This is a genomic window from Streptomyces sp. P9-A2 (assembly GCF_036634175.1).
GTDB classification, from domain to species: domain Bacteria; phylum Actinomycetota; class Actinomycetes; order Streptomycetales; family Streptomycetaceae; genus Streptomyces; species Streptomyces pratens.
The window spans coordinates 1,277,390-1,301,866 of sequence record NZ_JAZIFX010000001.1 but is presented as its reverse complement, the minus strand read 5'-3'; the positions used below and the strand labels follow the sequence as shown (position 1 = coordinate 1,301,866).

At 72.2% G+C, this 24,477-nt stretch carries 21 protein-coding genes, 5 tRNA genes and 1 pseudogene; 18 read left to right on the top strand and 9 right to left on the bottom strand.

Annotated elements, in window-relative coordinates:
- Window positions 1-89 precede the first annotated feature (89 nt).
- Window positions 90-1,517 (top strand): argininosuccinate lyase, encoded by a 1,428-nt coding sequence (argH, locus tag V4Y04_RS05845; RefSeq protein ID WP_332426226.1) that lies wholly within the window; start codon window positions 90-92, stop codon window positions 1,515-1,517.
- A gap of 76 nt (window positions 1,518-1,593) precedes the next feature.
- The gene (locus V4Y04_RS05840; protein ID WP_332426225.1) at window positions 1,594-2,565 is read left to right on the top strand and encodes an aldo/keto reductase; all 972 of its coding nucleotides are present in this window, start codon (window positions 1,594-1,596) and stop codon (window positions 2,563-2,565) included.
- A gap of 119 nt (window positions 2,566-2,684) precedes the next feature.
- Here V4Y04_RS05840 and V4Y04_RS05835 read toward each other — a convergent pair whose 3' ends face one another.
- Entirely contained in the window at window positions 2,685-3,356 is a 672-nt protein-coding gene (locus V4Y04_RS05835) for a lysophospholipid acyltransferase family protein (RefSeq protein WP_332426224.1), read from the bottom strand.
- A gap of 504 nt (window positions 3,357-3,860) precedes the next feature.
- Here V4Y04_RS05835 and V4Y04_RS05830 point away from each other — a divergent pair.
- From V4Y04_RS05830 to V4Y04_RS05820, 3 genes are all read left to right on the top strand, one after another.
- Window positions 3,861-5,075 (top strand): glycerophosphodiester phosphodiesterase, encoded by a 1,215-nt coding sequence (locus V4Y04_RS05830; RefSeq protein WP_332426223.1) that lies wholly within the window; start codon window positions 3,861-3,863, stop codon window positions 5,073-5,075.
- A gap of 74 nt (window positions 5,076-5,149) precedes the next feature.
- Window positions 5,150-5,653 (top strand): sigma-70 family RNA polymerase sigma factor, encoded by a 504-nt coding sequence (locus V4Y04_RS05825; protein ID WP_332426222.1) that lies wholly within the window; start codon window positions 5,150-5,152, stop codon window positions 5,651-5,653.
- A 57-nt stretch (window positions 5,654-5,710) separates the two neighbouring features.
- On the top strand, window positions 5,711-6,208 hold the full coding sequence (locus tag V4Y04_RS05820) for a GNAT family N-acetyltransferase (protein ID WP_332426221.1): 498 nt from the start codon (window positions 5,711-5,713) through the stop codon (window positions 6,206-6,208).
- A 76-nt stretch (window positions 6,209-6,284) separates the two neighbouring features.
- On the opposite strand, the gene V4Y04_RS05815 is transcribed toward V4Y04_RS05820, so the two are convergent.
- Window positions 6,285-6,713 carry a hypothetical protein gene (locus V4Y04_RS05815; protein WP_332426220.1) on the bottom strand — a complete coding sequence of 143 codons (429 nt, stop codon included), beginning with the start codon at window positions 6,711-6,713 and terminating at the stop codon, window positions 6,285-6,287.
- A 1-nt stretch (window position 6,714) separates the two neighbouring features.
- Window positions 6,715-7,074 (bottom strand): hypothetical protein, encoded by a 360-nt coding sequence (locus tag V4Y04_RS05810; RefSeq protein ID WP_332426219.1) that lies wholly within the window; start codon window positions 7,072-7,074, stop codon window positions 6,715-6,717.
- Between the two features lie 116 nt (window positions 7,075-7,190).
- Between V4Y04_RS05810 and V4Y04_RS05805 the strand changes: the two genes are divergently transcribed.
- From V4Y04_RS05805 to V4Y04_RS05765, 9 genes are all read left to right on the top strand, one after another.
- Entirely contained in the window at window positions 7,191-7,841 is a 651-nt protein-coding gene (locus V4Y04_RS05805; protein ID WP_332426218.1) for an HAD family hydrolase, read from the top strand.
- 427 nt (window positions 7,842-8,268) lie between these two features.
- Window positions 8,269-9,342 (top strand): methionine ABC transporter ATP-binding protein, encoded by a 1,074-nt coding sequence (locus V4Y04_RS05800; protein ID WP_332426217.1) that lies wholly within the window; start codon window positions 8,269-8,271, stop codon window positions 9,340-9,342.
- Window positions 9,339-10,088, top strand: a complete 750-nt coding sequence (locus V4Y04_RS05795) for a methionine ABC transporter permease (protein ID WP_332426216.1) — start codon at window positions 9,339-9,341, stop codon at window positions 10,086-10,088. Before V4Y04_RS05800 ends, V4Y04_RS05795 begins: the two co-directional genes overlap by 4 nt.
- 107 nt (window positions 10,089-10,195) lie before the next feature.
- Window positions 10,196-11,023, top strand: coding sequence for a MetQ/NlpA family ABC transporter substrate-binding protein (locus tag V4Y04_RS05790; protein ID WP_332426215.1), 828 nt, complete (start codon window positions 10,196-10,198; stop codon window positions 11,021-11,023).
- 220 nt (window positions 11,024-11,243) lie between these two features.
- A complete protein-coding gene (locus V4Y04_RS05785) occupies window positions 11,244-11,885 on the top strand; it encodes a GNAT family N-acetyltransferase (protein WP_332426214.1) in 642 nt (213 codons plus the stop codon).
- A gap of 155 nt (window positions 11,886-12,040) precedes the next feature.
- Window positions 12,041-13,252: a precorrin-6y C5,15-methyltransferase (decarboxylating) subunit CbiE gene (gene cbiE / locus V4Y04_RS05780; RefSeq protein WP_332426213.1), complete on the top strand. Its 1,212-nt coding sequence runs from the start codon at window positions 12,041-12,043 to the stop codon at window positions 13,250-13,252.
- A gap of 381 nt (window positions 13,253-13,633) precedes the next feature.
- Window positions 13,634-17,428 (top strand): nicotinate-nucleotide--dimethylbenzimidazole phosphoribosyltransferase, encoded by a 3,795-nt coding sequence (gene cobT / locus V4Y04_RS05775; protein WP_332426212.1) that lies wholly within the window; start codon window positions 13,634-13,636, stop codon window positions 17,426-17,428.
- Between the two features lie 158 nt (window positions 17,429-17,586).
- Window positions 17,587-18,825, top strand: a complete 1,239-nt coding sequence (cobA, locus tag V4Y04_RS05770; RefSeq protein WP_332426211.1) for a uroporphyrinogen-III C-methyltransferase — start codon at window positions 17,587-17,589, stop codon at window positions 18,823-18,825.
- Window positions 18,826-18,943: 118 nt separating this feature from the next.
- Entirely contained in the window at window positions 18,944-19,792 is an 849-nt protein-coding gene (locus V4Y04_RS05765; protein WP_332426210.1) for a TrmH family RNA methyltransferase, read from the top strand.
- A gap of 154 nt (window positions 19,793-19,946) precedes the next feature.
- On the opposite strand, the pseudogene V4Y04_RS05760 reads toward V4Y04_RS05765, so the two are convergent.
- Window positions 19,947-21,335 (bottom strand): annotated as a pseudogene (locus tag V4Y04_RS05760) (serine/threonine-protein kinase); the annotation flags it as partial.
- Between the two features lie 196 nt (window positions 21,336-21,531).
- Between V4Y04_RS05760 and V4Y04_RS05755 the strand changes: the two are divergent.
- The 4 genes from V4Y04_RS05755 to V4Y04_RS05740 all read left to right on the top strand — a co-directional run bounded on the left by V4Y04_RS05755 (window position 21,532) and on the right by V4Y04_RS05740 (window position 23,968).
- Complete coding sequence (locus V4Y04_RS05755; protein WP_332426208.1) at window positions 21,532-21,765, top strand: hypothetical protein; 234 nt, start codon at window positions 21,532-21,534, stop codon at window positions 21,763-21,765.
- Between the two features lie 278 nt (window positions 21,766-22,043).
- Window positions 22,044-22,253, top strand: coding sequence for a hypothetical protein (locus V4Y04_RS05750; protein WP_042174944.1), 210 nt, complete (start codon window positions 22,044-22,046; stop codon window positions 22,251-22,253).
- 370 nt (window positions 22,254-22,623) lie between these two features.
- A complete protein-coding gene (locus V4Y04_RS05745; RefSeq protein ID WP_332426207.1) occupies window positions 22,624-23,535 on the top strand; it encodes a phosphotransferase family protein in 912 nt (303 codons plus the stop codon).
- Window positions 23,536-23,656: 121 nt separating this feature from the next.
- Window positions 23,657-23,968, top strand: a complete 312-nt coding sequence (locus V4Y04_RS05740; protein WP_332426206.1) for a TFIIB-type zinc ribbon-containing protein — start codon at window positions 23,657-23,659, stop codon at window positions 23,966-23,968.
- A 46-nt stretch (window positions 23,969-24,014) separates the two neighbouring features.
- Here the strand turns inward: V4Y04_RS05740 and V4Y04_RS05735 are convergent.
- The 5 genes from V4Y04_RS05735 to V4Y04_RS05715 form a co-directional block, all read right to left on the bottom strand.
- Window positions 24,015-24,086, bottom strand: a tRNA-Val gene (locus V4Y04_RS05735).
- Between the two features lie 43 nt (window positions 24,087-24,129).
- A tRNA-Val gene (locus tag V4Y04_RS05730) sits at window positions 24,130-24,201 on the bottom strand.
- 19 nt (window positions 24,202-24,220) lie between these two features.
- A tRNA-Val gene (locus V4Y04_RS05725) sits at window positions 24,221-24,292 on the bottom strand.
- A gap of 1 nt (window position 24,293) precedes the next feature.
- Window positions 24,294-24,367, bottom strand: a tRNA-Cys gene (locus V4Y04_RS05720).
- Between the two features lie 36 nt (window positions 24,368-24,403).
- Window positions 24,404-24,476 (bottom strand) — tRNA-Gly (locus tag V4Y04_RS05715).
- Window position 24,477: the final 1 nt, after the last annotated feature.

Sequence of the window (24,477 nt, the reverse complement as noted above, 5' to 3'; positions counted from 1 at the left end):
CCTCACTCTCCTGCGCCTGAGTGAGGAGGCGGTGTCACATCCACGATGTGGCCCATCCACGACTCGCCTGTCTTCGAGGAGCAACGCAAGTGAGCAGCAACAGCGGTGACGTACGGCTCTGGGGCGGCCGTTTCGCCGACGGTCCCGCCGAGGCCCTGGCCAAGCTGTCCGCGTCCGTCCACTTCGACTGGCGGCTCGCGCCCTACGACATCGCCGGTTCGCGGGCGCACGCGCGCGTGCTGCACGGGGCGGGCCTGCTCACCGAGGACGAGCTCACCCGCATGATCGAGGGCCTCGACCGGCTGGAGGCGGACGTCGCCGACGGCTCGTTCACCGGCACCATCGCCGACGAGGACGTGCACACCGCTCTGGAACGCGGCCTGCTGGAGCGCCTCGGCCCCGACCTCGGCGGCAAACTGCGCGCCGGACGCTCCAGGAACGACCAGGTCGCGACCCTGTTCCGGATGTACCTGCGGGATCACGCCCGTACCCTCGGCGGCCTGATCGCCGAACTCCAGGACGCCCTCGTCGGCCTCGCCGAGGCCCACCCGGACGTGGCGATGCCCGGCCGCACCCACCTCCAGCACGCCCAGCCGGTGCTCTTCGCCCACCACGTCCTCGCCCACGTCCAGGCGCTGTCCCGGGACGCCGAGCGGCTGCGTCAGTGGGACGAGCGGACGGCGGTCTCGCCGTACGGCTCGGGCGCGCTGGCCGGCAGCAGTCTCGGCCTGGACCCCGAGGCGGTGGCCCGCGACCTCGGCTTCGAGCACGGCAGCGCGGCCAACTCCATCGACGGCACGGCATCGAGGGACTTCGTCGCCGAGTTCGCCTTCATCACCGCGATGATCGGGGTGAACCTCTCCCGGATCGCCGAGGAGGTCATCATCTGGAACACGAAGGAGTTCTCCTTCGTGACCCTGCACGACGCCTTCTCCACCGGCTCGTCGATCATGCCGCAGAAGAAGAACCCGGACATCGCGGAGCTGGCACGCGGCAAGTCGGGCCGGCTGATCGGCAACCTGACCGGCCTGATGGCCACTCTCAAGGCCCTCCCGCTCGCGTACAACCGCGACCTCCAGGAGGACAAGGAGCCGGTCTTCGACTCCATCGACCAGCTGGAGATCCTGCTGCCGGCCTTCACCGGGATGATGGCCACCCTCACCGTGCACCGTGAGCGCATGGAGGAGCTGGCCCCGGCCGGGTTCTCGCTGGCCACCGACATCGCCGAGTGGCTGGTCAAGCAGGGTGTGCCGTTCCGTGTCGCGCACGAGGTCGCCGGCGAGTGCGTCAAGACCGCCGAGGCCGAGGGCAAGGAGCTCGACGAACTGACCGACGAGCAGTTCGCGAAGATCTCCGCCCACCTCACCCCCGAGGTGCGCACCGTCCTCGACGTTCCCGGCGCCCTCGCCTCCCGCGACGGCCGTGGCGGCACGGCACCGAGCGCGGTCGCCACGCAGCTCGCCGAGGTCAAGGCGGACCTGGCCGCCCAGCACGCGTGGGCGAACGCCAAGAAGTAATCACTCCGGTGTCGCAGGGGCATCAAGGGTTACGTTGGTCCGGCAGCCGCAAGGAGCCGACCGGACGGAGCCCTCGATGCCCTTCACACGCCTCGCCTCCGCGACGACCCCCACCTGCCACATCGGCCTGGGACTCGCCGCCGTCGGGCGACCCGGCTACATCAACCTGGGCCGTGACGACGACCTCGGCGCCGACCGCGGCGTCGAGGCCCTGCGCACCCGTACCCACGACCTCCTCGACGCCGCCTACGCCCAGGGCGTCCGCTACTTCGACGCGGCCCGCTCGTACGGCCGGTCGGAGGAGTTCCTCGCCGACTGGCTGACGAAGCGGCCCGACGCCGACGACGTCGTCATCGGCAGCAAGTGGGGCTACACGTACACCGCCGACTGGTCCACCGACGCCGAGCGGCACGAGGTCAAGGAACACTCCCTCGCCGCCTACGAGCGCCAGCGCGCCGAGTCCGAGGCGCTGCTCGGGGACCGGCTCGACCTCTACCAGATCCACTCGGTGACCCCCGAGAGCCCCGCCCTCACCGACAAGGATCTCCACGCCCGGCTCGCCGAGGCGGCGGCCCGGGGCCTCACGGTCGGCTTCTCCACCAGCGGCCCGGCCCAGACCGACGCCATCCGCGCCGCGCTCGCCGTCACCGTCGACGGCGAACCCCTCTTCCGTACCGTCCAGTCCACGTACAACGCGCTGGAGACCTCCGCCGAGCCCGCCCTGGCCGAGGCCCATGACGCCGGGCTCACGGTGATCGTCAAGGAGGGCATGGCCAACGGGCGGCTGGCCGCGGCCCACGCCCCCGCCGCGCTCAGGGCCGTCGCCGAGGAGACCGGCCTGGCGTGCGACGCCGTCGCCCTCGCGCTCGTACTGCGCCGGCCCTGGGCGGACGTCGTCCTCTCCGGCGCCGCCACCACCGTGCAGCTCGCCTCCAACCTGCACGCGGCCGTCGTCGACCTCGACGACGACCAGCTCACCCGGCTCGCCGCGCTGCCCGAGGACCCGCACGCGTACTGGGAGCGGCGCGCACGGCTGGCCTGGCACTGAGGAGCTCCTGCCCCGTGCCGGCCGCCGCCGGGAACACCGAGGCCGGCGAAGCCGCCGGGGCCGGGCGCGGGTAAGGCCGCGGCGCCCCTGCCCCGCCGGAAGTCACGGGGCGCAGGGCGTCAGGCCGCCTTCGCCTTGCTGGCGTACATGTCCACGTACTCCTGCCCGGACAGGCGCATGACCTCAGTCATCACCGAGTCGGTCACGGCCCGCAGGATGTAGCGGTCGCGGTCCATGCCCTCGTAGCGGGAGAACTCCATCGCCTCGCCGAAGCGGACCGTGACCCGGCCGGGCCGGGGCAGGCCCGCGCCGCCCGGCTGGAGCTTGTCGGTGCCGATCACGGCGAACGGGACGACGGGCGCGCCCGTCATCAGGGTGAGCCGCGCGATACCGGTGCGGCCCCGGTAGAGACGGCCGTCGGGGGAGCGGGTGCCCTCCGGGTAGATGCCGAAGACCTTGCCCTCGTCCAGCACCCGGCGGCCCGTCATCAGCGCCGCGACCCCGCCCCGGCCGCCGTCGCGGGCGACCGGGATCATGCCCACGCCGGTGAAGAACCAGGCCATCAGCCGGCCCTTGAGCCCCTTGCCGATGACGTACTCGTCCTTGCCGATGAAGAAGACCTGGCGGTCGCAGACCACCGGCAGGACCACCGAGTCGATGAAGGTGAGGTGGTTGCCCGCCAGGATCACCGGGCCGTCCCCCGGGATGTGCTCCAGGCCCTCCACCCGGGGGCGGAACATCAGGCGCATGACCGGGCCGAGCACTGCCTTGATGAGCGCGAAGCGGGACAACGGGTCCTCCGGTGTCGGGAATGCGGGATGAGTCTGTGCAGGTGAGGACATTACTCGCGGCCGAGGGGGCGCCGCACGTCGGGTTCACCCGGGTATTGCACAGTGTCTACGCATGTTCACCTGCGGTGAAACGATGTTGCACGCCCGTAATCCACCCGCCGGGATGTGAGACATGTCGCGTCCGGGGGAGTCGGCGCCGCCGGTCGGGGTGCGACCGCCGTCGGTCAGGGGTTCGGGCACGGCCCGGAGGGAACCACACGCGACCCCCGGACCCGCGGGAGGCGCGCCGCCGGTCCTCCGGACGAGCCGGGTACCCCGGCGCGGCGCTCCCGAACCCGACGGCATGTCAGACCTCCTGACCCATACGCCCGTTCGGGTCGCGGCTCACCCGTGTGGCATCCCGTGTCCCCGTATCACCCGCGTGTTCCGGCCGCGGTCTCCCGTTCGTCATGTACGCGCCCCTACGATCACTCCGCACTGACGGCCAACGGCAGGAGGGTCCCCATGGGAACGCAGGAGTCGGGCGAGCGGACGGACGAAACGGCGACGGACGAAACGGGGACAGGGGGGACCGGACGGCGCGCGCTCCTCGGCGCGGCGGTGCTCGGCGCGGGCGGTACGGTCCTCGGACTGGGCGGCACGGCGAGAGCCGCGGAGGCCCGGTCCGGCGCATCCCGGCGCGGCGGCGGACGAGGGCTCAAGGGTCTTCCCGTCCCGACGGTCATCGGCCACCGGGGCGCCAGCGGATACCGGCCCGAGCACACCTTCGGCGCCTACGACCTGGCCCTCGACCTGGGGGCCGACATCGTCGAGGCCGGCGACCTGGTGCCCACCAGGGACGGCCACCTCGTCTGCCGGCACGAGCCGGAGATCGGCGGCACCACGGACGTCGCGGACCACCCCGAGTTCGCCGGCCGCAAGCGTACGAAGCTGCTCGACGGTGCCTCCGTCACCGGCTGGTTCACCGAGGACTTCACCCTCGCCGAACTGAGGCGGCTGCGCGCCGTCGAGCGCATTGCGGCCAACCGCCCGCACAACACCCTCTACGACGGCCGCTGGGGGATCCCCACCTTCGAAGAGGTGCTCCGCTGGCAGAACGAGCAGACCCGCAAACGCGGCAAGCAGGTCTGGATCTACCCCGAACTCAAGCACCCCACCTACTTCCGCACACTGGGCCTGGGCACCGAGGAGCTCCTCGCCCGGCTGCTGCGCAGGCACGGCAAGGACAAGAAGAACTCGCCCGTCATCATCCAGTCCTTCGAGCCCACCAGCATCCAGCGGATGAGCCGGCTCGTCGGCAACCCGCTCGCGGTGCTCCTCTCCGGCGCGAACAGCCGGCCCTGGGACTTCGTGGAGAACGGCGACCCGCGCAAGGTGGCCGACCTCGTCACGCCGAAGGGCCTCAAGGAGATCGCCTCCTACGCGCAGGGCATCGGCCCCACCCTGGACCTGGTCATCCCCAAGGACGCGGCCGGGAACCTCACCGAGCCCACCACCCTGGTCCGTGACGCGCACCGGGCCGGGCTGATCCTGCACCCCTACACGATGCGCAACGAGAACCCCTTCCTGCCCGCGAACTTCCGCAAGGGCAGCGACCCCGACGCCTACGGCGACGTCTTCGGCGCCTTCCGGGCCTACTTCGCCACCGGCATCGACGGCGTCTTCACCGACCACCCGGACACCGGTCTGCTGGCCCGCGAGGACTTCGTCAACGGCTGAGCCGTTCCGCCCCGGTCGGGGTGAGTTCCGGCAGCCCCGGCAACCCCGCCGGGGCGGTCGGCGTCGTTGCGCATATGACGCACGACCTGGTGACCGCCCTCCGTCCGCTGCTCATCGCTGAGGCCTCCGCCGAGGCGTACGCGTCCGGCGCCGAACCCGCCGACCTGGAACAGACGGTCTGGCTGCGGCTCCTGGAACGCCTCGACGCGCACGACCCGCCGCGCGACCCGCAGGGCTGGCTCCGCCGGACCGTCCGCACCGAGGCCCGCCGCACCCGCCGCACCGCCCGGCACGAGACGCCGTGGGCCGGCGACCTCGCCGACCCCGCCGGCACCGGCGAGGGCGACCCCGAACGCCTCGCCCTCGCCGCCGCCCGCCGCCGCGCCCTGCGGGCCGCGGTGCGCCGGCTGCCCGGCCGCTGCCCCCGGCTGCTGGAGGCCCTGCTGTCCCCGCACGACCCGACATACCGGGACATCGCAGGGGAGTTGGGTATCTCACAAGGCAGTCTGGGGCCGGAACGCTCCAGATGTCTCGGATGTCTGCGTCGTTTGCTCGCGCCGGAGGTTGCGTCCGGGTGAGGACGGGGATAGGAGTGAGGGACCACAGGTGATCAGGTGAGCGGGAGGCGTGCACACATGGGCATGAGCGTGACCATCTCTGCGGCGACGGAGCAGGACGCCGAGCAGATCTTCAGGTTGCAGTACCTGTGCTTCCAGAGCGAAGCGGCGCTGTACGGCAACTACCGCATCGCTCCGCTCGTCCAGAGTCTGGACTCGGTCCGCGAAGAGGTCACCGCCGACCTGGTCTTCGTCGCCCGGCTCGGCGACGAGATCGTCGGCTCGGTGCACGGCAGGAGCACCGAGGACGCCGCCGCTGCCATCGGCAAGCTCTGCGTCCACCCCCGCCTCCAGGGCCACGGCATCGGCGCCCGGCTGCTGCGCGCCGCCGAGTCCGCCCTCGCCGACGAGCGGGGCGCCAGGATGTTCCGTCTCCAGGCCGGCCATCGCAGTGAGAGCAACCTCCAGCTGTACAGCAAGGTCGGCTACCAGCGGGTCGGGACGTCCCGGGGCACGGACGGCGTACCGATGATCGTCCTGGAGAAGACGGCGGACACGTACGCGGCCACCGCCTGACGGGGAGAGCGCCGCACGGCGTGACGGGGCCGTGCCCGATCGGGCACGGCCCCGGTGCCCTCCCGGGGCACGCCCGTCACGCCGTGCGGGCCTTGCGCAGCCAGTACAGGGCGGTGAGAGGCAGCAGTACGGGGATGAACAGGTAGCCCATCCCGTAGTCCGACCACACGGTCGCGTCGGGGAAGGCGGACGGATCCACCAGGGTCCAGGTGCCGACCGTCAGGACGCCCACCAGCTCGGCCGCACAGCACACCAGCGCCGCCCTGCGGGCCGTCTCCCCGCCGCGGACCAGGGTGTACGTGATGAAGCCGTAGACCACCCCGGCGATCGCCGAGAGCGAGTAGGCGAGCGGCGCCCGGTCGAACTCGGTGGCGATCTGGTACGCGGAACGCGACACGGCGCCGACGACCATCACCCCGTACAGCCACACCAGCAGCAGCCCGGGCCCGCCGATCAGCCGGGTCCCGCCCGGCTTCCGCCCCGGTTCCCGTTCCGTCACGGTCATCTCAGCCCTTCCAGATGTCATAGAGCCGCACCTCGAGCACGGCCAGCACGACACCGCTCGCGGCGACCGTGATCGAACCCCAGCGGGTGCGCTCGGCCAGCGACATGAAGCCCGCCGCCGGGACGCACGCGAACGAGCCCAGCAGATAGGCCACGAAGATGACGGTCCCCTGCTCCGGCTCCTCGCCCCGGGCCAGCTGCACGATCCCGACCACCAGCTGAACCAGTGTCAGCAGGGTGACCACGGCCATGCCGATGAAGTGCCAGTCCTTCGTCGGCTGGTCGCGGTAGGCGGCCCAGCCGCACCAGGCGGCGAGCAGCAGCGCGGCGACGCCGGTCGCCAGGGTCAGGGCATCAAGCATGGCAGCGACCTTATTACGCCGTAATGGTCCACCCGTGCCCGGCCCCACCCGTGCCCGTGCGCGGCGGGCACAGGCACGGGCGCAGCCGCGCACGGTGGGGCCGTAGGGTCGATGGCATGACCATCCATGCGCAAGCCCTCCTGTTCGACAACGACGGCACCCTCGTCTCCTCCCTCGAATCCGTGCAGCGCTGCTGGACCCGGTGGGCCGTCGAGTACGGGATCACGGCCGAGGAGTTCGGGCGGATCGAACTGCACGGCCGCCCGGCCGTCGAGGTAGCCGCCGACCTGCTGCCCGCCCATGTCGTGCCCGAGGCCGTCGCACGGATCGAGGACCTGGAGGTGGAGGATGTGCCGAACGGCGGCGCGATCCCGCTGCCGGGCACCCTGGACCTCCTCGGCGCGCTGCCGGCCGAACGCTGGGCCGTCGTCACCTCCGCGACCCGGCGGCTGGCCGAGGCCCGCCTCGCCGCCGCGGGCATCCTGCCCAAGACTCTCGTCGCCGCCGACGACATCACCCGGGGCAAGCCCGACCCCGAGCCCTATCTGCTCGCCGCCCGCGCTCTCGGCGTCGACCCCGCCCACTGTGTCGTCTTCGAGGACGCCCCCGCCGGGCTCCAGGCGGGCCGGGCGGCCGGGATGACCACCGTGGCCTTGGCCACAACCCACCAGACCCACGAACTGACCGCCGATCTCGTGGTCGGGGACCTGTCGGCCCTGTCCGTACTGGTCACGGATGCCGGGTTCGAGATCACCGCACGGCTCTGACGTGCGAGCACGGGTGTCCACGGCTGTCCGGAATATGGACAGCCCTATCCGATCAGGGGTGAACATCTGCTTTACTGGCCGCATGACCACGACGAGCGACCGCATCCCTGCCACCGAAGCGCGTGTGCCGCTCGGTGCCGGATGTATGTGTCCGCTCCGAATGCGCGCCTCCTAGAGGGCCCCCGCAGCATCTGAGCCTCGCGCCCCGAAGCGAGAGCCGGTTCGTACCCGCACGCGAGTCCCCCGTGTTCCGCATGTGTACGTACCGAACCCCGCCCCGCACGCACGTCTCTCCATGGTTGCTTGCGCACCGCTCGCGAGAGGCCGTGCCGAGTCAGGGCCGCCCCCGGCCCCTGGGTTTCGCCCCTCAATGCCTCGCGCGCGGCTCCCCTGACGTGCCGCGCACTCGAAAGTGACGGTTACCCACGTGATCACCACCTCGGGCCTCACCAAGGTCTACCGCTCGCGCGGACGCGAGGTCACCGCCCTGGACGGCGTCGACCTGCACGTCCGCGAAGGCGAGGTCTACGGCGTCATCGGCCAGTCCGGCGCCGGAAAGTCCTCACTCATCCGCTGCGTCAACCTGCTGGAGCGTCCCACCTCGGGCACCGTGACCGTCGCGGGTCAGGACCTCACCGCCCTGGCCGGGCGCGGGCCGCGGGCCGGCCGGGAACTGCGGCAGGCGCGCAGCCGCATCGGCATGGTCTTCCAGCACTTCAACCTGCTCTCCTCGCGCACCGTGCAGGACAACGTCGAACTGCCGCTGGAGATCCTCGGCCGGTCGGGGAAGGAACGTTCCCGCAAGGCGCTGGAACTGCTCGACCTGGTCGGCCTCGCCGACAAGGCCAAGGCCTACCCCGCCCAGCTCTCCGGCGGCCAGAAGCAGCGCGTCGGCATCGCCCGCGCCCTGGCCGGCGACCCCAAGGTGCTGCTGTCCGACGAGGCCACCAGCGCCCTCGACCCGGAGACCACCCGCTCCATCCTGGCGCTGCTGCGCGACCTCAACCGCCAGCTCGGCCTGACCGTCCTGCTCATCACGCATGAGATGGACGTCGTGAAGTCGATCTGCGACTCGGCCGCGCTGATGGAACACGGCCGCGTCGTCGAGTCCGGCACCGTCACCGAACTCCTGGCGACCCCCGGCTCCGAACTGGCCTCCGCGCTGTTCCCGGTCGCCGGCGAGGTGTCGGGCGACAACCGCACCGTCCTGGACATCACCTTCCAGGGCGAGAGCGCGACCCAGCCGGTCATCTCCCAGCTGTCCCGCACCTACAACATCGACATCTCGATCCTCGGCGCCGCCATCGACACCGTCGGCGGCCTCCAGGTGGGCAGGATGCGCATCGAGCTCCCGGGCCGCTACGAGGACAACGTGGTACCGATCGGCTTCCTGCGTGAACAGGGGCTGTACATCGAGGCCGTCGAACAGAGCGAACCGGTACAGCAGGCACAGCAGGTGGACCGGGCGCCGTCGGCGCTCGTGAAGGAGGATGCCAAGTGACCTGGTCCCAGATGCAGCCGCTGCTGGAACAGGCGTGTTGGGAGACGCTGATCATGGTCGGCTGGTCGACCCTGATCTCCGTCGTCCTCGGCCTCCCGATCGGCGTCCTGCTCGTCCTCACCGACAAGGGCGGACTGCTGCAGAACAGTCTGGTGAGCAAGGTCATCGGGCAGATCGTGAACGTCGGCCGCTCGATGCCGTTCATCATCCTCATGGTCGCCCTGATGAGCTTCACCCGCTGGATCACCGGGACGACCATCGGCAGCGAGGCCGCGATCGTGCCCCTCGCCATCGGCGGTATCCCCTTCTTCGCCCGCCTCGTCGAGACGGCCGTACGCGAAGTGGATCATGGGCTCGTCGAGGCCGTGCAAGCCATGGGCGGCAACACCTGGACGATCGTCCGCCGGGTCCTCGTGCCCGAGGCGCTGCCCTCGCTGATCGCCAGCACCACCACCACGATCGTCGCCCTCATCGGCTACTCGGCCATGGCCGGCACCGTGGGCGGCGGCGGACTCGGCGACCTCGCCGTCCGCTACGGCTACCAGCGCTTCGAGACCGGACTGATGTGGATCACCGTGGCGGTTCTCGCCGTGGCCATCTCCCTCATCCAGTTCGCCGGCGACTACGCGGCCCGCTCCCTGCACCACCGGGGCGGACGCCAGAGCTCCGGACCGAGGCTGCGGCTGCTCAAGGCCAAGGAGCCGGCGACGGCGACCGCGACGGCCGACGTCGGCAAGGCCGGATAGCCCAGGCCCCGCCCTCAGCCTTCACGCACCCCCTGATCCCCACTTCCCCGAAGGCCCCGCACCACCCCGAGTCGGGGCCGCACCACCCTGAAGGAAAGGCACTTTTCGTGCGTAACACCATCAAGATCGCCACCGCTGTCCTCGCCGCCGGAACCCTCACCCTCGGCCTCACCGCCTGCGGCTCGGAGGAGGATTCCGGGTCCGACGCCTCCAGCCCGCTGACCGTCGCCGCGAGCCCCGTGCCGCACGCCGAGATCCTCAACTTCGTCAAGGACAACCTGGCCGAGAAGGCCGGGCTCGACCTGGAGGTCAAGGAGGTCACCGACTACGTCACGCCGAACACCTCCACGGAGGACGGCTCGGTGGACGCCAACTACTTCCAGACCCAGGCGTACCTCGACGACTTCAACAAGAAGAACGGCACCCACATCGTGCCCGCCGGCGACGTGCACCTGGAGCCGCTCGGCCTCTACTCCGAGAAGGTCAAGGAGGCCGACGAGCTGAAGAGCGGTGCGACCATCGCCATCCCCAACGACACCATCAACGAGGGACGCGCGCTGCAGCTGCTCGCCGCCAACAAGATCATCACGCTCAAGGACGGCGTCGGCTTCGGGGCGACCTCTTCGGACATCACCGAGAACCCGAAGAAGCTCAAGTTCAAGGCGCTGGAGGCGGCCCAGACACCGCGCGCCCTGGCCGACGTCGACGCCGCGGTCGTCAACGGCAACTACGCCATCGGGGCCGACCTCCAGCCGGCCGAGGACGCCCTCGTCCTCGAGTCCGCCGAGGGCAACCCGAACGCCAACTTCCTCGCCGTCAAGGAAGGCAACGAGGACGACCCGCGCGTGAAGAAGCTCGCCGAGCTGCTCACCTCCGACGAGGTCAAGAAGTTCATCGACGACAAGTACGCCGGCTCGGTCGTCGCCGCCTTCTGATCCGCCGTACGATCCGGGCGACGCGCACCACCGGCGCAGGGCACACGGCCGGGCGCACGAGGGGGCACACCGCCGTCCGCGCCGCTCCCGCCACCCGTTCGGCACTCACGGGGTCCACTCCGGCACACGGAGTGGACCCCGTGGTGCGGTCCGGTGCTTTCATGCTGCATGCTGGGCAGTTCAGCGGTGTCCGACGGTCACGAAGGTTACGGAGCGGCGCATGACGAGCAGCACCTTCCCCAACATCTCCATCAACACGGAGCGGTTGGTGCTGCGTCCCCTCGATGAGGACGACGTCCCCCTTCTGACCGAGATGATGAACGACGAGCAGATCGCCGCCTGGACCGACGTTCCCCGGCCCTTCACCGAGCAGGCCGCCCGCGCCTGGATCACCGAGCACGCCCCCGCCCAACGTGCGGCCGGCCGCGGACTGGACCTCGCCGTCACCGAGTTCCTCACCCAGCGCCTGGTGGGCATCATCCAGCTGACCAGGACCAACTGGCACATCCGGTCCACCGAACTCTCGTACATCGTCGCCCCCTGGGCGCGCGGCGAGGGCTACGCCTCCGAGGCCGCCATGGCCACGGCCCAGTGGCTCTTCGGCGACCAGAAGATGGAACGCGTCGAGCTGCGCACGGCCGCCGACAACACCGCCTCGCAACAGGTCGCCCAGAAGATCGGCTGCATCAGCGAGGGCGTCCTGCGCAACGCCTGCATAGCCCATCTCCGCGGCGACGACGGCGTCTGGACGGACGTACGCACCGACTTCATCGTGTGGAGCCTGCTGCCGGAGGACCTCGAGGGATCGGCCGAACAACTGGCCGACACCGGACAGTTCACCGCCTTCACCGACTGGAGCTGAGCCTCTTCCGGAAACCTCCCGGACGGGCTACCGGTGGTGGGCCACCCCGGTTCACGGCCGTACCGGGTACCCTCACCAAGCCCGCCCGAGGCCGGAGCGGCCGACCACGCCCCGCACACCCAAGACGCCCCGCGCACACCAGGAGACTGACAACGATGGCCGACCGGGTCACGGTGATCGGCTGGGACGGTTCGCCGCTGACCGCAGCGGCCCGCGCCGCACTGGGCGCCGCCACCCTGGTGGCAGGCGCCGCGCACCACCTGGAACTTCCCGAGGTACCCGCCGGTGCCGAGCGCATCCGGCTCGGCAGTGCCGCCCTGGCCGCCCGCCGCGTCGCCGGTCACCGCGGCACGGCGGTGGTCCTCGCCGACGGCGACCCGGGCTTCTTCGGCGTCGTACGGACCCTGCGCGCACCCGAGTTCGGCCTGGAGGTCGAGGTCGTTCCCGCAGTCTCCTCCGTTGCCACCGCCTTCGCCCGAGCCGGCATGCCCTGGGACGACGCACATGTGGTGGTCGCACACCCCCGAACCCTGCGACGCGCGGTGAACGTATGCCGAGCCCACACTAAAGTGGCGGTTCTTACGTCTCCCGGCGCCGGTCCGGCCGAACTGGGCCTGCTCATGGAGGGCGTCCACCGCACCTTCGTCATCTGCGAGGAGCTCGGCACCGTGCGCGAGCAGGTCAGCGTCGTCACCTCCGACAAGGCCGCCGACCACACCTGGCGCGACCCGAACGTCGTCATCGTCATCGGCGGCCAGACCGCCACCACCGCGTCCGGCGGCTGGATCGCCGGGCGCGACCCCGCATCCGGGCCCCGCGGCTGGACGCTGCCGGCCGACGCCTATGGCGGCGACCTCGGCGAGGGCGAACGGGAGCCGTTGCGTGTCTCCCAGCTCGCCCGGCTCGGACCCAGACTCGGTGACCTCGTATGGGACATCGGCTGCGGGAACGGCGCCTTCGCCACCGAGGCGGCACGGGCCGGCGCCGCGGTCATCGCGGTCGACAGCGACCCGCGGGCCTGCGCGCACACCGACTCCACCGCCCGCCGGCACGGCGTCCAGCTCCAGATCGTGCACGGCACCGCCCCGCACGTGCTGGAAGACCTACCCGAACCGGACGTCGTCCGGGTCGGCGGCGGGGGAGCGGCCGTGGTCCTGGCGGTGGCCGACCGCCGCCCGCAGCGCATCGTCACGCACGCCGCCACCCGCGACGCGGCCGAACGGATCGGCCGGGAACTGACCGAGCACGGCTACCGGGTCGAGTGCGCTCTCCTGCAGTCCGTGGCACTCGACACCAAGGCCTGGACGGAGACCGAACGGAGCGTCGCGTTCCTGCTCAGCGGCGTACTGCCGACGCGTACCGCCTGAGCCCGCCGCCCTGTTGCGATGCCGTCCCCGCGAGCGGGTTGTCGTATCGCGCGCGGTAGGCTGGCCGATCGTTGTACCGCAACTCGGACGCCCGCCGACTCGTCGGCCGATGTCCCGAAAACACGCCCGTTGCGAGGCGTGTGTGGTACGGCACAACCCAAGGACGCGCAACGTGGCGCAGTCCACAGCGGAACCGTCGCGGATCAAGCTGACGCGGCGGCCGTACGGCAGCGACAATGCCTGTGAATGGCTTTGTCGCCTTTCAGGGCAGGCCGTTCGTACCGCTGAGGACGCACGCTCGTTCTTCAGTGTGGGGCGGTCGGGTGCGCCGTCCCGGGTGAGCTGGTCGTAGGAGCACTAACCGATGGGCGAGGGGTACGCATGACCGACACCGGCCAGGTCCCGGGCGAGGGACAGCCGGAGAACGCAGGCATGGTGGAGCAGCCGGGCGTCCCCGCGCCCGACTCGTACACCTACCTCTCCGACAGTTCCGCCGAGGACGAAGACCTGCTGCTGCCGGGCGCACAGGGCGCCTGGGGCAACGAGGTCGCCCCACCCGCGCCGGAGCCGGTCGTCGAGACCGTGCACGAGCCGGGACCGCACGAGACGTCCGGCCGGGACACCGGCTCGGTCGACCTCGGCGGCGTCCGCCTGCCCGATCCCGGGCAGCGGCAGGCGCCCGGTCCGGCGGTCACGCACGAGTCGCAGGCGCCGGCCGCGCCGCGCCGGCCGCTGCACCTCGGCCCGCCCATTCCCAGCACCACCACCGGCCCGGTCCGCTCCCTTGCCGACCGCGGCCCCGCCGACGTGCCGGTGCGCCAGGCAGGCCCGCCGCCCGCCGGCCCCGAGTACCTCGACGCGCCGCGCGCCCGGGAAGCGGTCCCGCAGACGGCGCAGCCCTGGGGTGTCCACGCCGCGGTGGGTACGACCGTCCAAGCGGAAACGGTTGCTCCGCCTCAGCAGTCCATGGGTGCCGCCCAGGCACTGGTCGCACGCGTCGCGACGGAGGCGGGCACCGGTCAGCCGCAGGCCGCCGAGGCCGCGGCGGACCGGCAGAGCACCACGGGTGCGCCGGTCATGCACACCGTTCCCGCGCCGGGTCCGGAAGAGGCTCCGGGACCGGAGGGCCTGGCGGGACCCGGGGGGCCCGAGGGCTCTTCCGGACCGGCAGCCGACGTGACCGGGCCCGGCGCGGGTACGGAACCGGGTTCTGCTTCGGCGACCGGTGTGATCGCCGGGCTGCCCGGGAGCCCCGGGTACGAGACCGGCCCCGCCGCGGCCCCCGTACCGTCCCTCGTTCCGGCCGCAGGGCCGGCCGCGGGCCAGGGCGTGGGGCAGGGCGTGGGTCAGGAATCCGACCCCGTACCGGCTCCGGCCGCCGAGGAGCAGGCGCAGGCGCCCGAGGCCGACCCCACCCCCGTCGTCGCCATGGCGCCGGACGACTCTCCGGTCCAGGAGGCCGTGGCAGCCCAAGAGCCGGAGGGTGTCCCCGTCGTCGACGGGAGCGAGGCCACCTCCGCCGTGGCCCACGAACCCCGGGAACCGTTCACCGGCCCGGGAGACCCGCAGGACATCGTCACCGCGGCCCAGGACGACGGCGACGCCGAGGCGTCCGCCCCCGCACCGGCCGCACCCGTCGACCGGACGCAGGCTCCCGAAGCCGCGGCCCTTAGGACGTCCGGGCACGCCGAGGCACCCGGGCACGCCGAGGCGCCGGAGCCCGTCGTATCAGACCTCGAAGCAGCGCCCGCTCCCGGCACGGAGCCCGCCCCCGACGCGGCAGCCGAGCCGGTGCTTCAGCAAGTGGTGGCCGAGCCCGTGGCCGGGGAACCCGGTGGCCCGTACATCCCGGCCGCGTACCCGGCCCAGGGGCCTCAGCAGACCCCGGTCGCCCTCTTCGCCCCGCCCGTCCAGGAGGCGTGGGCGCCGCTTCCCGGTTCCCCGGCTCCCTCGGGCCCCGAAGCCCCCGCTGCCGACCCGGCCGCTCCCGACGGCACTACCACGCCGCTCCCCGGCAGCGTTTCCCCGGAGGCGCGGCCGGACCAGACCCCGGGGGAGTTCGTCCCCGTAGAGGGAGCCGTGCCGACCACCCCGTATCTCGCGCCGGCCCCGCCGCAGCCGCTGACCCTCCCCGCCGAGGAACAGCCCGTACCGGAGACCGCGGGTCCGGTCCCCGCGCCCCGCCAGGCCGACACCGGCGCCGTTCCCGTCGCTTCCGCCCCGGAGCAGGCCGCCGAACCGCCGGACGAGCAGGGCCTCGCAGGGAACGCGCCGGGCGAGCACCCGCCCGCGGAGACCGAGCCGGTCCAGGCCGGGCCGACTCCGTCCGACTCCGCCCGGCCCGAACCGGTCCAGCCCGAACCGGTCCGGCCCGTACTCGCCCAGAACCCCGACGGCCTCGACACCCGGGGTGCCGGAGCGGTGCACGCCACGCCGGTCGCCGGCCCCGCCGCCCCCGGCTACGACGACGCCGAGCGCGAGGCCGTGCAGAAGGTCATGCGGGAGCGCCGGGACATCCGCAACGGGTTCCGCGACGACCCCATCCCGCACGAGGTCCTGCTCCGGGTCCTGGAGGCCGCCCACACCGCGCCCTCCGTGGGCCACTCCCAGCCCTGGGACTTCGTCGTCATCCGCTCCGCCGAGACCCGGCGCGGCATGCACGAACTGGCCGAGCGCCAGCGCGACGCCTACGCCAAGTCCCTGCCCAAGGGGCGGGCGAAGCAGTTCAAGGAACTGAAGATCGAGGCCATCCTCGACACCCCGGTGAACATCGTCGTCACCGCCGACCCGACCCGCGGCGGCCGGCACACCCTGGGCCGGCACACCCAGCCGCAGATGGCGCCGTACTCCTCCGCCCTGGCGGTCCAGAACCTGTGGCTCGCCGCGCGCGCCGAGGGCCTCGGGGTCGGCTGGGTCAGCTTCTTCGACGAGCGCGAGATGGTGCGCGCGCTGGGCCTGCCCGAGCACCTCGAAGTGGTCGCCTACCTGTGCGTGGGTTACGTCGACGAGTTCCCGGACGAGCCCGAGCTGATGCAGGCCGGCTGGTCCAAGCGCCGCCCCCTGTCGTGGGTCGTGCACGAGGAGACGTACGGCAGGCGTGTGCTGCCCGGCGAGGAGCCGCACGACCTGCTCGCCGAGACCGTCGCGCAGATCCGCCCGCTGGACGCCAAGGCACTCGGCGAGGCCTGGGAGCGGCAGAAGCGGATGACCAAGCCGGCCGGCGCGCTCGGCATGCTGGAGATCATCTCCGCGCAGTTGTCCGGACTGTCCCGCCAGTGCCCGCCGCCCATTCCGGAGCCCGCGGCCGTCGCGGTCTTCGCGGGCGACCACGGTGTTCACGCCCAGGGCGTCACCCCGTGGCCGCAGGAGGTCACCGCCCAGATGGTGGCCAACTTCCTCGGCGGCGGAGCGGTCTGCAACGCCTTCGCCACGCAGGTGGGCGCCGAGGTCTGCGTGGTCGACGTCGGGGTGGCCTCCGACCTCCCGGCCACCCCGGGACTGCTGCCGCGCAAGGTCCGCGCCGGCACCTCCGACATGACCGCCGGCCTCGCGATGACCCGCGAGGAGGCCAAGCAGGCCATCGAGGTCGGCATCGAGACCGCCCGCGACCTGGTCGCCGCCGGCAACAAGGCGCTGCTCACCGGTGAGATGGGCATCGCGAACACCACCGCGTCCGCCGCCCTGATCTCCGTCTTCACCGGCGCGGACCCGGCCGAGGTCACCGGCCGGGGCACCGGCATCAACGACGAGACCCTGGTCCGCAAGACCGACGTCGTGCGCCGCGCCCTCGAACTGCACCGGCCGGACCCCGCCGACCCCATCGGCGTCCTCGCCGCCGTCGGCGGGTTCGAGCACGCGGCCATGGTGGGCCTGCTCCTCGGCGGTGCGTCCCTGCGTACGCCGGTGATCCTGGACGGCGTCAGCGCCGGGGCCGCGGCCCTGGTGGCCCGTGCCATCGCCCCCGAGGTGCTGGCCGCGTGCATCGCGGGGCACCGCAGCGCCGAGCCCGGCCATGTGGCCGCGCTCAACAAGCTGGGCCTGCGCCCGCTGGTCGACCTGGACCTGCGCCTCGGCGAGGGCACGGGCGCGCTGCTCGCCCTGCCGATGGTGCAGAGCACCGCGCGGGCCATGCACGAGGTGGCGACGTTCGACTCGGCCGGCGTTGCCGAGAAATAGCAGGCACCCCGGAGGGGGTGGGGCGCGACGTCCGGTGTTCCGTCGTCACCGTCCCACCCCCGCCGTAGGCTGATCCCCCATCCGCACACCGCACGTCGGGGCCGCTCCACTGCCGTAGCGCCCCTCGCACGCCCGCCTGTACGAGGAGCCGCAGCCTCATGGCCGAACACCCCGCCTACCCCGTAGGCCTCCGCCTCACCGGCCGCCGAGTCGTGGTGCTCGGCGGCGGCCAGGTCGCCCAGCGCCGGCTGCCCGCCCTCATCGCGGCCGGCGGGGCCATCGTCCTGATCTCACCGGAGGCGACGCCCTCCGTGGAGGCGATGGCGGACGCCGGTGAGATCACCTGGGAGCGGCGCCGCTACACCGAGGGCGACCTCACGGACGCCTGGTACGCGCTGATCGCCACCGGTGACGGCGAGGCCAACGCCCGCGCCTCCGCCGAGGCCGAACGCCACCGCGTCTGGTGCGTCCGCGCCGACGACGCCGACCGGGCCACGGCCTGGACCCCGGCCACCGGGCACAGCGAGGGAGTCACGGTCGCCGTCCTCACCACGGACGTCAAGGGCCGCGACCCCCGCCACACCGCCGCGATCCGCGACGCCGTGGTCGAGGGTCTGCGCGACGGCACGCTCGTCGCCCGGCACCACCGCGCCCGGACCCCGGGCGTGGCCCTCGTCGGCGGCGGCCCCGGCGACCCGGACCTGATCACCGTGCGCGGACGCCGGCTGCTCGCCGAGGCGGACGTCGTCATCGCCGACCGGCTCGGCCCGCGCGACCTGCTGGCCGAACTCCCCCCGCACGTCGAGGTGATCGACGCGGCGAAGATCCCGTACGGCCGGTTCATGGCGCAGGAGGCCATCAACAACGCGCTGATCGAACACGCCAGGCAGGGCAAGTCGGTGGTGCGGCTCAAGGGCGGCGACCCGTATGTCTTCGGCCGTGGCATGGAGGAACTGCAGGCGCTCGCCGAGGCGGGCATCGCGTGCACCGTGGTCCCCGGCATCTCCAGCTCCATCTCGGTCCCGGGCGCGGCCGGGATTCCGGTCACCCACCGCGGTGTGGCCCACGAGTTCACCGTGGTCAGCGGTCATGTCGCGCCCGACGACGAGCGTTCCCTGGTCGACTGGCCGTCGCTGGCGAAGCTGACCGGCACCCTCGTGGTGCTCATGGGCGTCGACAAGATCGGCCGGATCGCCGAGACCCTCATGGCGCACGGAAGGTCGCCACAGACGCCGGTCGCCCTGGTCCAGGAGGGCACCACGGCCGCCCAGCGCCGCGTCGACGCCACCCTCGCCACGGTCGGTGAGACCGTCCGGGCCGAGGAGGTCAGGCCACCGGCGGTCATCGTCATCGGCGAGGTCGTGGACGTCGGGCCTCCTGCCCCGCAGCCCTCGTAAGCCCTCGTAGGCCTCCGCGGCCCTTGTGGGCCCAGGCGGCACCCCCCGGAAGCAACCCCCGGTAACACGGTCGATCCCGGCCGTCGGCACCACACCCAGGACAAGGCAATATCACCCCGTGGCCGATCTCATCACCGTCGAGGACCCCGACGACCCGCGCCTGCACGACTACACGGGCCTGACCGACGTGGAGCTGCGCCGCACACGCGAACCCGCCGAGGGCCTGTTCATCGCCGAGGGCGAGAAGGTCATCAGACGTGCCAAGGACGCGGGTTACGAGATGCGCTCCATGCTGCTCTCGGCCAAGTGGGCCGACGTCATGCGCGACGTCATCGACGAACTCCCCGCCCCCGTCTACGTCGTGAGCCCAGAACTCGCCGAACGGGTCACCGGCTACCACGTGCACCGCGGTGCGCTCGCCTCCATGCAGCGCACCCCCCTGCCCACGGCTGCCGAACTGCTGCACACCGCCCGCCGGGTGGTGGTCATGGAGTCCGTCAACGACCACACCAACATCGGTGCCGTCTTCCGCTCGGCGGCGGCCCTCGGCATGGACGCGGTCCTGCTCTCCCCGGACTGCGCCGACCCGCTCTACCGCCGTAGCGTCAAGGTCTCCATGGGGGCGGTTTTCTCCGTGCCGTACGCCAGGCTGACCAGCTGGCCCAGGAGCCTGGAATCGGTCCGCGAGGCGGGCTTCACGCTGCTCGCCCTGACCCCCGACGAGAAGGCCCGGAGCCTCGACGAGGCCGCCCCGCACCGGATGGACAGGGTCGCCCTGATGCTGGGCGCGGAGGGCGACGGGCTGTCCACCCGGGCCCTGGTCGCCGCCGACGAATGGGTCCGCATCCCGATGTCCCACGGCGTCGACTCGCTCAACGTGGGCGCGGCGGCCGCGGTCGCCTTCTACGCGGTGGCGACGGGCCGGCCGACGGGACAGGCCGGGGTGGTGAGCCCGCCGGCACCGTGAACCCGTCGAGTCCGTCCGGTCCCGGCTCGGGCGGGGCCGTGGGCGGGGACCCGGACGGAGCCGGCCGTTCTGAGCGGACCGGCGCTCTGCTCCGGCGGACGGCAGCAGCCGCGCCCCTGCCGTCGTCGCCGAGGCCGCGGGCAGGCCCCGGTCAGCCCTGGATCAGGGCGATGCCGACCGCGACCACCAGTGTCACCACGACGAACACGAACAACCGCTGCAGGAGCAGCCGTGGATTGGCCGGCCGCAGGCCGGTACCCGTCGTCCGGGGCCCGGGACGACGGGAGCCGGTGCCCGACCGCGTCGAGTCCCGTGACCCGGACGTGGACCGGGCACCAGACGAGGACCGTGACCCGGACGTGGACCGTGACCCGGACGCGGACCGAGAACCCGACGCGGACCGTGACCCGGACCGGGGCGGCTTGCCACCGCGGGAGGCGTCACCGCGTGAGGCACTGCCGCCGCGTGACGTGCCACCACCGCGCGACGGCGGCACGCTCCGGGTGCCGCGTCGCCGCGGCACCCCGCCCCCGGCCGGACCGGAACCGCGACCCGGCGTCGCGTCGAGCGGCGGGGGAGTGGTCTGCCCCTCGGACGCACCCCGCTGCCCCGGCGCGCGGCGCTGCGCACGCTCCGGGTAGGTGTCGGCCAAGTGCCCCGCCGCACGCTCCGGCTCCGCGCCGCGTGGAGCCGGCGGGCGCGCGCCGGTGAAACCCTGGCCCTCCCGGGTGGCGATCTCCTTGAGCCGCAGTGACAGCTGGAGCGTGCTGGGCCGTTCCTCGGGATCCTTTGCGAGGCAGGCACGGACGAGCGGCGCCAACGCGTCCGGGACATCCCGCAGATGGGCCTCCTCGTGCACCACGCGGTACAGCATCACCTCGGAACTGCCGTGTCCGAAGGGCGAGTCGCCCATCGACGCGTACGCCAGCGTGGCGCCCAGCGAGAACACGTCCGTGGCCGGTGTGACGGCCGCGCCCCGCACCTGCTCCGGCGCGAGGAAGCCGGGCGAGCCGACCGCCGTGCCGACGTGGGTGAGCGTCGAGGCGCCGGTGGCCCAGGCGATACCGAAGTCGATGATCCGCGGTCCCTTCGGGGACAGCAGGATGTTGGACGGCTTCAGATCCCGGTGCACGACCCCGGCCTCGTGCACGGCGACCAGCCCCTCCGACAGGGCCGCGCCGACCGCGGCGACCTCGGCCGCGCCGAGCGGCCCCCCGTCGGCGACCCGGTCGTGCAGCGACGGGCCGGGCACGTACTGCGTGGCGAACCACGGACGGTCCGCGTCCAGGTCGGCGGCCACCAGACGGGCCGTACACCCGCCACGGATGCGGCGCGCCGCGGACACCTCCCGCGCGAACCGCGAACGGAACTCCTGGTCCTCCGCCAGATCGGGCCGGATGACCTTCAGTGCGACCCGCTGCCCCTTCTTGTCGGAACCGAGATAGACAACGCCCATCCCACCCGCGCCGAGCCGTCGGTGAAGTCTGAAAGAGCCGACGACGCGCGGGTCCTCGCGCCTCAGGCGCATCATCGCCATGTTCATCCCCGCTGCCCGGTCCTGTGACGTGCCACAGCTTACGTTTCCCCGGGCGCCCTTGCGCAGAGGCCGCGCCCTCTCGGAGCGACGGATTGTCAGTGGTGGGTGGGAGACTTGAAGTGTGGTCAGGGGGTGTGCGGACAGGCCGGGTTCGCGCGAGGTGGTGGTCCCAACCATTCGGCACCGAAGGGGGATTGATCACGTGAAGGGTGACCGTGTGGAGATAGTCGTGGACGCCGGGGACACGACGCGCACGTACGAGATGGTGGCGAGCAGGGCGGGCCGCAGGGTCGAGACGGCGGTGCGCCGGGGTGTGGTCGAAGTGAGTGAAGTCACGCGTACGGGAACTGCGGTGCGAACAGCCAGGTTCATGGCGAACCGGGTCCTCGCGCTGGTCGAGCACCCGGTGCCGCGGGTGGACGACTCGGAGACATGAGCGACGAGAGGGGGCGGACCGGACGTCCCCTCGGGGATGTCCCTGACACGGAGTGGCCCGTCTCCACCCAGGGGAGTACGCAGCAGGTCATGGCTCATCCTCCGGGAGGCCCGGCAATCGGTACGAGGGCATGACGTCCGGGAAGCGCCGGGCACCTAGATTTGAGGTCAAGCGGCGGGTGCGGTACTCGTCCCCCGAGGTCGGACGCCCGCCGCTGCCAAAGGTTCGCACACAGCACCCGAGGCATCACGACAACAGAAACGGTCAGGAGAGGGGTCATGGCCCACACGGCATCGCGGACAGTCGTCCGCACCCGGGCACACAAGGCGGGCGCCGCCATGTTCCGCCCGAGCCGCGAGGGCCGTCGCCACCCGGTGGTGGCGACCCTGATGGCTCTTCCCCTGGCGGTCCTGCTCCTCCTCGTCTTCGACGGGTGGGAGACGGTGGCCACACAGGCGTCGTCCGTGGGAGAGATGCTGGGGCGCTGAGCGGCGACTCCAGGCCCGGAAGAGCGGTCCGGGCGGGGACATCCACCCATGAAACCCCGTGGGGACGGGGGTGCGGCGGACGGCAAGAATGCCGGCGCAGCTGGGGAGCTGCGCCGGCACTTTTTTGTGCGCCTAAACCGGCGCCGCTTTCGCGGAGGTGGTTGCTGGCTGCGGGGGTTGATCAATTAATGGTTGTGGTGCCTACGGGGGTGTTGCTGCGGGCGGTGTTCGTCAGTGTCGCCGAGTCGCGCAGCCGCCACTGCACCACCGGTGCGTTGCAACCCCGGGCAGTCGTGTCTTTCCCCGCGCCACCGGACAACGCCGGTCACGCTCCCGCGTACCCTCTCCGCAGGCCGTACCAGGGAGCCCCGTGACAGCCATCCCCCTCCTTCCCGAACTCACCGCCCGGGCCGAAGACATCGCCCACACCCGCGTCCCCACCTGTTCCTGCGAGGTGAGCGGCACCCTCGCCGACCGCCCGGACGGCACCGTCGTGCGGCACGCGGACACCGTCGCGAAGGCTCACGCCCCGGACGCCGACACCGGTGAGCTGGCCCGGCGCCTCGCCCTCGCCGCCGGGCTCCCGGACGTGTTCCTGCCCCCGCTCGGGCCGGCACCGGTCGACCTGCACGGGCGCCTCGTGACCTTCTGGCCCTACGGCAGCCCGGTCGACCCGGACGATCCCGACGCCGCCCCCTGGGAGGCCGTCGGTGCCCTGCTCGCGCTGTTGCACCGCACACCGGTCCCCGAGTCGGTGCCGGCCATGCGCGGCCCCCTCAAGGCGGCCCGTGCCGTCGCCGGGCTCCATGCCGTCGGCGACCACCCGGCCGTGGCCCCCGTACTGGGTGCCTGGGCGACCCTGCCGGCCTGGGCGCGCGCCGAGGCCCCCATGCCGCGGCCGGCCGCCCTGTGCCACGGCGACCTCCACCTCGGCCAGCTCGTACGGGTGTCCGGAGCGTCCTGGCGGCTGATCGACGTCGACGACCTGGGCGCGGGCACCCCCGCCTGGGATCTCGGCCGTCCCGCCGCCTGGTTCGCCTGCGGGCTGCTGGCGCCGCAGGAGTGGGGGCGGTTCCTCGACGCGTACCGGGCCGCGGGCGGGCCCGCACTCGACGCCGCCCAGGACCCCTGGGCCGCCCTGGACGTGCCGGCCCGCGCCCTCACCGTGCAGACCGCCGCGCGGACGGTCACCAAGGCGGTGGCGGACGGACGGCCCCTGGACGAGGTGGACCACGCCCTGGTCGACGCCTGCCGTCGAATAGCCGCGGTCTCAGCCGAATAGCCCCGGGCCCAGCCGAATTGGCGCACGAATCGACGAAGTAGGGTGCAACCGACCGCAGTCGGACAGAGTCTGTCCTGGAGATACCTGAAGCAGGTCCGACCGGCGAGGAGATGAACCGATCATGCAGTGTCCGAAGTGCCGTGCGCCGATGCACACCTACAACCGCAACGGTGTCCAGATCGAGCAGTGCAGCGGCTGCCGAGGGATCTTCCTCGACTACGGCGAGCTGGAGTCGCTGACCCGGCTGGAGGCCCAGTGGTCCCAGCAGGCCGCGCCGCCGCCTCCCGCGGCCCCTCACGCACCCGCGGCCCCGCAGGCGTACCCGGCGGCACCCCAGCCCGCGTGGGGTGCCCCGCACGGCGGTCACCAGGGTGGCCACCACTACGGCCACCACCGGAACAAGGGCTTCGGCCGCATGCTCTTCTCGTCCTGACGACGGAACCCCCGGCCGCCTGAGCGGCCGGGGGTTCCGGGTGATGTGGACGATACTGGGATTGAACCAGTGACCTCTTCCGTGTCAGGGAAGCGCTCTCCCGCTGAGCTAATCGTCCTCGGGACCATGAACGCTCCGAGGAGCGGATCATGGATGCTGCGTGCGCGATACTGGGATTGAACCAGTGACCTCTTCCGTGTCAGGGAAGCGCTCTCCCGCTGAGCTAATCGCGCGGAGGATCCGAAGATCCAGTGGACGATACTGGGATTGAACCAGTGACCTCTTCCGTGTCAGGGAAGCGCTCTCCCGCTGAGCTAATCGTCCATGGAGGTGGAGACGGGATTTGAACCCGTGTAGACGGCTTTGCAGGCCGTTGCCTCGCCTCTCGGCCACTCCACCAGGAGCGCAGGGGCCCGGGAGGCCCCCGATCCTTCGAGCGGACGACGAGGTTCGAACTCGCGACCTCAACCTTGGCAAGGTTGCGCTCTACCAACTGAGCTACGTCCGCC

What these genes read in the sequence shown, in the direction of transcription:
- V4Y04_RS05810 (WP_332426219.1), bottom strand. Translation starts at nt 7,074, where the DNA reads ATGCTTGATGCCCTGACCCTGGCGACCGGCGTCGCCGCGCTGCTGCTC.
- V4Y04_RS05805 (WP_332426218.1), top strand. Translation starts at nt 7,191, where the DNA reads ATGACCATCCATGCGCAAGCCCTCCTGTTCGACAACGACGGCACCCTC.
- V4Y04_RS05750 (WP_042174944.1), top strand. Translation starts at nt 22,044, where the DNA reads ATGGCCCACACGGCATCGCGGACAGTCGTCCGCACCCGGGCACACAAG.
- cobT (WP_332426212.1), top strand. Translation starts at nt 13,634, where the DNA reads ATGACCGACACCGGCCAGGTCCCGGGCGAGGGACAGCCGGAGAACGCA.
- V4Y04_RS05815 (WP_332426220.1), bottom strand. Translation starts at nt 6,713, where the DNA reads ATGACCGTGACGGAACGGGAACCGGGGCGGAAGCCGGGCGGGACCCGG.
- V4Y04_RS05785 (WP_332426214.1), top strand. Translation starts at nt 11,244, where the DNA reads ATGACGAGCAGCACCTTCCCCAACATCTCCATCAACACGGAGCGGTTG.
- V4Y04_RS05740 (WP_332426206.1), top strand. Translation starts at nt 23,657, where the DNA reads ATGCAGTGTCCGAAGTGCCGTGCGCCGATGCACACCTACAACCGCAAC.
- V4Y04_RS05820 (WP_332426221.1), top strand. Translation starts at nt 5,711, where the DNA reads ATGGGCATGAGCGTGACCATCTCTGCGGCGACGGAGCAGGACGCCGAG.
- cbiE (WP_332426213.1), top strand. Translation starts at nt 12,041, where the DNA reads ATGGCCGACCGGGTCACGGTGATCGGCTGGGACGGTTCGCCGCTGACC.
- V4Y04_RS05840 (WP_332426225.1), top strand. Translation starts at nt 1,594, where the DNA reads ATGCCCTTCACACGCCTCGCCTCCGCGACGACCCCCACCTGCCACATC.
- cobA (WP_332426211.1), top strand. Translation starts at nt 17,587, where the DNA reads ATGGCCGAACACCCCGCCTACCCCGTAGGCCTCCGCCTCACCGGCCGC.
- V4Y04_RS05830 (WP_332426223.1), top strand. Translation starts at nt 3,861, where the DNA reads ATGGGAACGCAGGAGTCGGGCGAGCGGACGGACGAAACGGCGACGGAC.
- V4Y04_RS05825 (WP_332426222.1), top strand. Translation starts at nt 5,150, where the DNA reads ATGACGCACGACCTGGTGACCGCCCTCCGTCCGCTGCTCATCGCTGAG.